Source organism: Streptomyces sp. NRRL B-24572, from assembly GCF_002156145.1.
In the GTDB taxonomy this organism is placed as follows: Bacteria; Actinomycetota; Actinomycetes; order Streptomycetales; family Streptomycetaceae; genus Streptomyces; species Streptomyces vietnamensis.
Genome location: NZ_MWIG01000164.1, coordinates 22,717 through 28,716, shown reverse-complemented (window position 1 = coordinate 28,716; position 6,000 = coordinate 22,717). Strand labels below are relative to the sequence as shown.

The window sequence follows — 6,000 nt, the reverse complement described above, 5'->3', positions numbered from 1 at the left end:
TTCTGTTAGGACCTCTAAGGCCTGTCGTCGAGTTCCCCCCTGCCCCGCGACGACGGGAACTCGACGGCAGGCCCTAGATGTATTGATCACGAGCGTTGTTGACACTGCGCTGGTCTTGAACATGGCGAAGACCTCCGGTGCGGTGGGAGCTGTCTAGGAACTCACCTCACGGAGGTCTTCGTGGCCCACCGTAATGCCCGGCTGACCGTCTTCGGTAGGAGACTGCTGGTCGAACGTGTCTGCTCAGGCCGTCCGGTCGCGCATGTGGCCGCCGAGATGGGCATCTCCCGGGCCACCGCCCACAAATGGATCCGCCGGTGGCAGGCCGAGGGGGACGCCGGTCTGCACGACCGGCCGAGCCGGCCTCACACGACGCCGCACCGGACCGCGTCCGCGGTCGAAGACCGCGTCTGCGAGCTCCGGCGGAGCCGCAAACTCGGCCCGGCCCGGATCGGCCCGATCCTGGGCCTGCCCGCCTCGACCGTCCACCGGATCCTGACCCGCCACCGGCTGAACCGGCTGGCCTGGCTCGACCGCCCCACCGGCACCCTGATCCGCCGCTACGAACGCGACCGGCCCGGTGAGCTGATCCACGTGGATGTGAAGAAGCTCGGCCGGATTCCCGACGGCGGCGGCCACAAGGCCAACGGCCGCGAGGCCGGCCGCCCGATCCGCGGCATGGGCTTCGACTACGTCCACTCCGCCGTCGACGACCACTCCCGCCTCGCCTACAGCGAGATCCACCCCGACGAGAAGGTCGCGACCTGCGCGGGCTTCCTGATCCGCGCGGCCGCGTTCTTCCGCGACCACGGCATTCCCCGCATCGAACGGGTCCTGACCGACAATGCCTGGGCCTACCGCAAGGGCCTGGCCTGGAAGAACGTCCTGGCCGACCTCGGCGCGACCGGCAAGCTCACCCGCGCCTACCGGCCGCAGACCAACGGCAAGGTCGAACGCTTCAACCGCACCCTGCTCGACGAGTGGGCCTACCTGCGGCCCTACACCTCGAACACCGAGCGAACCGAAGCCCTGGCAGACTTCCTCCACACCTACAACCACCACCGCTGCCACACCGCACTCGACGGACACCCGCCCATCACCCGCGTCAACAACGCTGCGGGTCAATACACCTAGAACCCGATGCGGAAGGGCCCCACCTTGAGCCATGCGCCACGGTGCTGCGGCGTCGACAGCGGGCCGACGACCACGACGTACGCAACCTGTACGGACGGCCGTGCAGGGCGCCCGGTGTGCCGCACGGCCACCGCGGCCGCCCGCATCGCCGCTCCGTGCGGAAACTCGGCCGCGCGGTGCCTGTCGTACTCCGCCCGTTTCCGGGCGTCACGCAGCGTGGCGTAGGCGGTCATCACCTCGTCGAGCTTTTGGGTCTGAGCCCGTCGCTCCGGGTGGGCGTCCGGATGCAGAGCGCGGACCAGCGTGCGGTAGGCGCTCGTGATCTGCTTGACCGAGGCGGTCGGGTCGACGCCGAGCACCGCGTAATAGTCCGGTCGCCTGGGTGTCGTCACCTTTCTCATCTCCCTGCGAGCCGGCCGAAGCCAGAGAGGCGGATAAGGCCTACAACACGTTCATAGGCCGCCGGCGGCGCAGATTCAAGAGGTACCGGGGCGTTGTTCCCGACCCGCCTCCTTGCCGTAGAGCCATTCGAGGTCAGACATGAACCCTTGCCGTGTTTTGTCGACATAATTGCTCGAAGGGGGAGAAGACCGTAACCCGTGACGGACCGACCGGGGAAAGAGGTGAGAGAGATGATCACCGAAATCGCACTCGAGCGGGTCCAGTTCACCTGTGGGCACTGCTGGCACGAGTGGAGCACCGATTACGACGTCCAGCAGTACCGGGACGATCAAGGCGGCGACTGGGAGTACTTCTCGCGCGACGGTGTGGCCGTGCCCTCGCCGTACACCCCTGCCGGTGCCGCACCCTGCCCGAGGTGTGGTCGCAGGTGGGTGGGCCGCATCCTCGCCCGCAGGCGTATTCCGGCAGTCCCCGGACCCGCTGACACTCCGCGCGAGAGCATCGTCGATGCGCCCGGCCACCGCCCCGAACGGCATGGCGCTCCGCTGCTCGGCGCGTCCGCCCACAACCAGCCACAGCAGTTCGGGCCGCCCATGGAGCACGCCGGGGCGGCGGCGACCGGCTGAGCACACCGGTGCACGGAGGTCTCCGGCATCCGAGGAGGAGGTCGAGGGCGATGGCCCACTTGCTGGTCCAGAACGGCGACGTGGTCGTACGGCTGCCATGGCGCGAGGCGCTCCTGGCTCGCCGCAAGGGCGTACGGGTCCCCCTCGGAGACGTGCGGGAAGCGTGGGTCGAGCCGGAGTGGTGGCGGGCCCTGCGGGGGACCGTCGAACGAGGTCGCTGCCGTCCGGGGCGCTTCTGTGCGGGCACCAGGCGGCATGCGGCCGGCGTCGACTTCGTCGCCGTCCGGGCTCCGGGCCCGGTGGCCGTGGTGGAGCTGTTCCCGGGGCGCCGGTTCGCCCGTCTCGCGGTGTCCACCGTCGACTCGGACGGTGCGGTGCAGGCGGTCCGGCTCGCCGCCCGCCGGTACCGGGACGACCGTCGGCCCGGCGGCGCCGGTACCGAGGTCGCCGCATCGCGGCAGCCCGGCACCGACGCGGCCACGTGAGGCGGAAGCCGAGAAGGCGGAGGCGGGGGAGCGGGACGAGGAGAAGAAGAGGTTGGAGGGCGACGATTCGCCGGAAGCGTGTGGAGGAGGACCGAGGCCATGGCAGGCAATGGCGTGTCCGACCGCGGCCGCTGGGTGACCGCGCTGGAGGAGCTGACCGAGGCGCAGGGCGGGCAGCTCGTGAGCATCGAAGTGCTCGACATGGAGATCGGGCACCAGTACGAAGCCGAGCGGCTGCCCTTCTCGTACCTCACGTACGACCCGAAGGACGACGTGGTGATCGTCGCCGTCGGCGGTGACTCGCCGCGTTACCCCGTCGTGCTGCGACACATGGTGCGGCATCCGAGAGAGATCGACGTCTCGACGGTGGGCGTTCCCGAGCCGGCTGTCCGCGTCGTGGATCAGGACGGTGCCGCCACCCTGATCACCTTCTTCCCGGGCGCGGCCGGTACGGAGTCCTGAGGGGTCCTGTCCGGGCGTGTCCGAGCGGTCTCCGTCGGCCCGGCAGCTGCAGCGGGACATCGGGCACGTCGCTTGCGGGGACAGGTGGGCAGGGGCCAGGGGGCATGCGGGCGTAACCGGGTCCCACGGCGAGCCGGCGCCGTGGGACCCGGCTGTGGGTGCCCATCGGCCCGGGCCCGGTCCGGCGGGACGCCCCTCTGCCCCGTTACGACTGCAGTTCCTTGTCCGTGTGCTTTCCGGTGCCGATCTGGATCTTGCGCGGCCTGGCCTGTTCGCCGATCGGGATGCGCAGGCTGAGCACACCGGCGTCGTACGTCGCCTCGATATTCTCCGTGTCCAGCGTCTCCCCGAGGAACAGCTGGCGACTGAACGTGCCGGTGGGGCGCTCGGAGATCACCGTTTCCGCGCCTTCCTTGATCTCCGGCTTCCGCTCGGCCCGGACGGTCAGCACGTCCTTGTCGACGTTCAGGTCCAGGGACTCGGCGTCGACACCGGGCAGGTCGAACTTGACCCACACCGCGCCGTCCTCGCGCCAGGCGTCCATCGGCATCGCCGCGGGACCCTGCACTCCGTTGAACACGCGCTGAGTGAGCCGGTCCAGCTCACGGAAGGGATCGGTCCGCATCAGCATCTGATCATCATCTCCTTCGCGTCGTGTGTCGTTCGATCGCGTACCGACGCTTCTTATATAACTCTCGGCACTCTTCTTGACAAGGTGAGGCTCAAGTTTTATTCGATGGATGCATGAGCTTTATGGAGCCGGGGCGATGCCCCGATCCCTGTGAGCCGGCCACGCCCTGGAGGCGGAACAGGTCTCCTAGAGGTCGTGTCCGGCCCTGAGGGCGCGGAGCGGTTCTCCGTCCGCGGCAAGCAGTACGCCCCGGAGGAGATCTCCGCCGCCGTGCTGCGCAAGCTCGTGGACGATGCCGCGAAGCAGCTCGGCGAGAAGGTCACCCAGGCGGTGATCACGGCGCCCGCGTACTTCGACGACGCGCAGCGGCAGGCCACCAAGGACGCCGGCCGCATCGCCGGACCGGACGTGCTGCGGATCGTCACCGCGGACGCCGCCGGTCCGAAGCACCTCACGACCACCGTGACCCGGTCGGCCTTCGAACAGCTCACCGGCGATCTGGTCGAACGGGGCACGGGGCCGGTCCGGCAGGCGATGGCGGACGGCAAGGTGGTCCCCGACGACCTCGACGAGGTGATCCTCGTCGGCGGGTCGACCCGCATCCCCGCGGTGCAGGCGCTGGTGCGACGGCTGACCGGCGGCAAGGACCCCGACATGTCGGTCAACCCCGACGAGGTCGGCGCCCTCGGCGAGGCCGTCCAGGCGGCCGTGCTCCAGGGCGAGGTCAAGGACGTCCTGCTGCTCGACGTCACCCCGCTCTCCCCGGGCGTCGAGACGCTTGGGCGGGCTGATGACCAGGCTGATCGAGCGCAACACCACGATCCCACCAGGCGCGGCGAAACCTTCACGACCGCCGAGGACGACCGGCCGGCCGTGGACGTGGTGGTGCTGCAGGGGGAGCGTGAGCGGGCCGCGGACAACCGTGTGCTCGGCCGGGTCCGCCTGGACGACATCCGCCCGGCGCCCCGGGGGCGCCGCAGATCGAGGTGACGTTCGACATCGACGCCCAACGGCATCCTCGACGTGTCCGCGAAGGACAAGGACACCGGCACCCAGCAGTACATCACCGTCTCCGGCAGCGGCACCCTGGACGAGTCCGAGGTCCGGCGGATGATCCAGGAGGCCGAACGCAACCGGGCCGAGGACACCCGTATCCGCGAACTCGTCGAGGCGCGCAACGAGCTCGACAGCTTCGCCTACCACGTCGAGCGACGGCTGGGAGAGCTCGGCGACTCCGTCACCGTCCACGACAAGGCCCGCGCCGAGTCGCCGATCGCGGATGCCCGGGAGGCCGTCAAGGAAGAGGCCTCCTGGACCGCGTGCGGTCCCTGGTCGGCGACCTCCAGCAGATGCTGCACGCCCTGGCGCCCCCGGTGGCGCCGACGGTGGCGGCGGAAGCAGCGCGACCGGGCCGGGATCCCACCGAGGCGGCCCGCCGGCACATCGCGGCCGAGGGGTTCGACCCCGTGTACGGCGCCCGACCCCTGCGACGGTTCATCCAACGCGAGGTCGAAACCCGCATCGGACGCGCCCTGCTGGCCGGCGACATCCCCGCGACGGCACCACAATCGCCCTCGACGCCCCGACGGCCGGCTCACCGTCACCTGGACGTCCCCCGAGACCGGCCCGCCGCTTCATCGAGCAGTCCACGGAGGAGTGGGACCGCGTCAGCCGGGGTGGGGCGCCCGGGAGGTGAGCCGGGTCCCCTCCCTCGCCAAGACGGGGGAGGGGCGCCTGACGCGTCGCGCCGTACGCGATGAACAGCGACGACCCCGTCGCGCTGGCGCCGATCGCCGTCTCGCCTGCGGAGTACCTGCTGCAGGCGCTCGCAGGCCGCCTCCACGTCGGGGTAGGCGTTGATCCAGTCCGTCGGTGGCGGGTCGCGTGGCTCTTCCAGGCCGTGGCGCCACTGCCAGGTGATGTTGTCGCCGAGAGGGAAATCCGTCACGGCAGTGCGCTGCTTGACGGCGTACTGAAGGATGCGGTCGCGGTCCACGGACCGGATGGCACCGATCGAAGCCCCTTCGTGGACGATCCGGCTCCGGGCCTGCCTGGCCTTGTGCAGGGTGTCCGTGTCCATGGTCCGGCCCATCGCGTGGGCGGCCAGACCGTGCGGTCCGCCGCCAGCAGCTCGTCGGCGGGGACTGAGGCGAGGCCCTCTTCGAAGGGCGTGGCCGGGTCGGCAACGAACCGGACACGCCGATGTGCCGGGCTCCGCCGTCGTCCGCACGGAACGTGTCGACTCGTTCGTGTTCCGCCA

At 70.2% G+C, this 6,000-nt stretch carries 6 protein-coding genes and 2 pseudogenes; 6 read left to right on the top strand and 2 right to left on the bottom strand.

The genetic code is table 11. The features are described 5' to 3' along the window. Positions 1-180: 180 nt before the first annotated feature. Positions 181-1,134, top strand: coding sequence for an IS481 family transposase (locus tag CCN56_RS10895; protein ID WP_086825924.1), 954 nt, complete (start codon positions 181-183; stop codon positions 1,132-1,134). Here the strand turns inward: CCN56_RS10895 and CCN56_RS10890 are convergent. Further along, entirely contained in the window at positions 1,131-1,526 is a 396-nt protein-coding gene (locus tag CCN56_RS10890; protein WP_256961903.1) for a J domain-containing protein, read from the bottom strand. The two genes, CCN56_RS10895 and CCN56_RS10890, sit on opposite strands and share 4 nt — an antisense overlap. A 240-nt stretch (positions 1,527-1,766) precedes the next feature. Between CCN56_RS10890 and CCN56_RS10885 the strand changes: the two genes are divergently transcribed. The 3 genes from CCN56_RS10885 to CCN56_RS10875 all read left to right on the top strand — a co-directional run bounded on the left by CCN56_RS10885 (position 1,767) and on the right by CCN56_RS10875 (position 3,109). Continuing rightward, complete coding sequence (locus CCN56_RS10885) at positions 1,767-2,162, top strand: hypothetical protein (protein WP_086825920.1); 396 nt, start codon at positions 1,767-1,769, stop codon at positions 2,160-2,162. A gap of 50 nt (positions 2,163-2,212) precedes the next feature. Further along, positions 2,213-2,647, top strand: a complete 435-nt coding sequence (locus tag CCN56_RS10880) for a hypothetical protein (RefSeq protein ID WP_179199791.1) — start codon at positions 2,213-2,215, stop codon at positions 2,645-2,647. Between the two features lie 99 nt (positions 2,648-2,746). Further along, positions 2,747-3,109 (top strand): DUF5335 family protein, encoded by a 363-nt coding sequence (locus CCN56_RS10875; RefSeq protein WP_086825918.1) that lies wholly within the window; start codon positions 2,747-2,749, stop codon positions 3,107-3,109. 205 nt (positions 3,110-3,314) lie between these two features. Here the strand turns inward: CCN56_RS10875 and CCN56_RS10870 are convergent, their stop codons facing one another. Next, entirely contained in the window at positions 3,315-3,740 is a 426-nt protein-coding gene (locus tag CCN56_RS10870; RefSeq protein WP_086825916.1) for an Hsp20/alpha crystallin family protein, read from the bottom strand. A gap of 150 nt (positions 3,741-3,890) precedes the next feature. Here CCN56_RS10870 and CCN56_RS10865 point away from each other — a divergent pair. Together CCN56_RS10865 and CCN56_RS45775 are read left to right on the top strand one after the other, a co-directional pair. Continuing rightward, positions 3,891-4,985 (top strand): annotated as a pseudogene (locus CCN56_RS10865) (Hsp70 family protein); the annotation flags it as partial. Positions 4,986-5,161: 176 nt separating this feature from the next. Then, positions 5,162-5,360: pseudogene (locus tag CCN56_RS45775) on the top strand (hypothetical protein); the annotation flags it as partial. Positions 5,361-6,000 lie beyond the last annotated feature (640 nt).

Excerpts from the sequence above, each read along its gene's own strand:
- CCN56_RS10885 (WP_086825920.1), top strand. The coding sequence starts at position 1,767 with ATGATCACCGAAATCGCACTCGAGCGGGTCCAGTTCACCTGTGGGCAC.
- CCN56_RS10880 (WP_179199791.1), top strand. The coding sequence starts at position 2,213 with ATGGCCCACTTGCTGGTCCAGAACGGCGACGTGGTCGTACGGCTGCCA.
- CCN56_RS10875 (WP_086825918.1), top strand. The coding sequence starts at position 2,747 with ATGGCAGGCAATGGCGTGTCCGACCGCGGCCGCTGGGTGACCGCGCTG.
- CCN56_RS10870 (WP_086825916.1), bottom strand. The coding sequence starts at position 3,740 with ATGCTGATGCGGACCGATCCCTTCCGTGAGCTGGACCGGCTCACTCAG.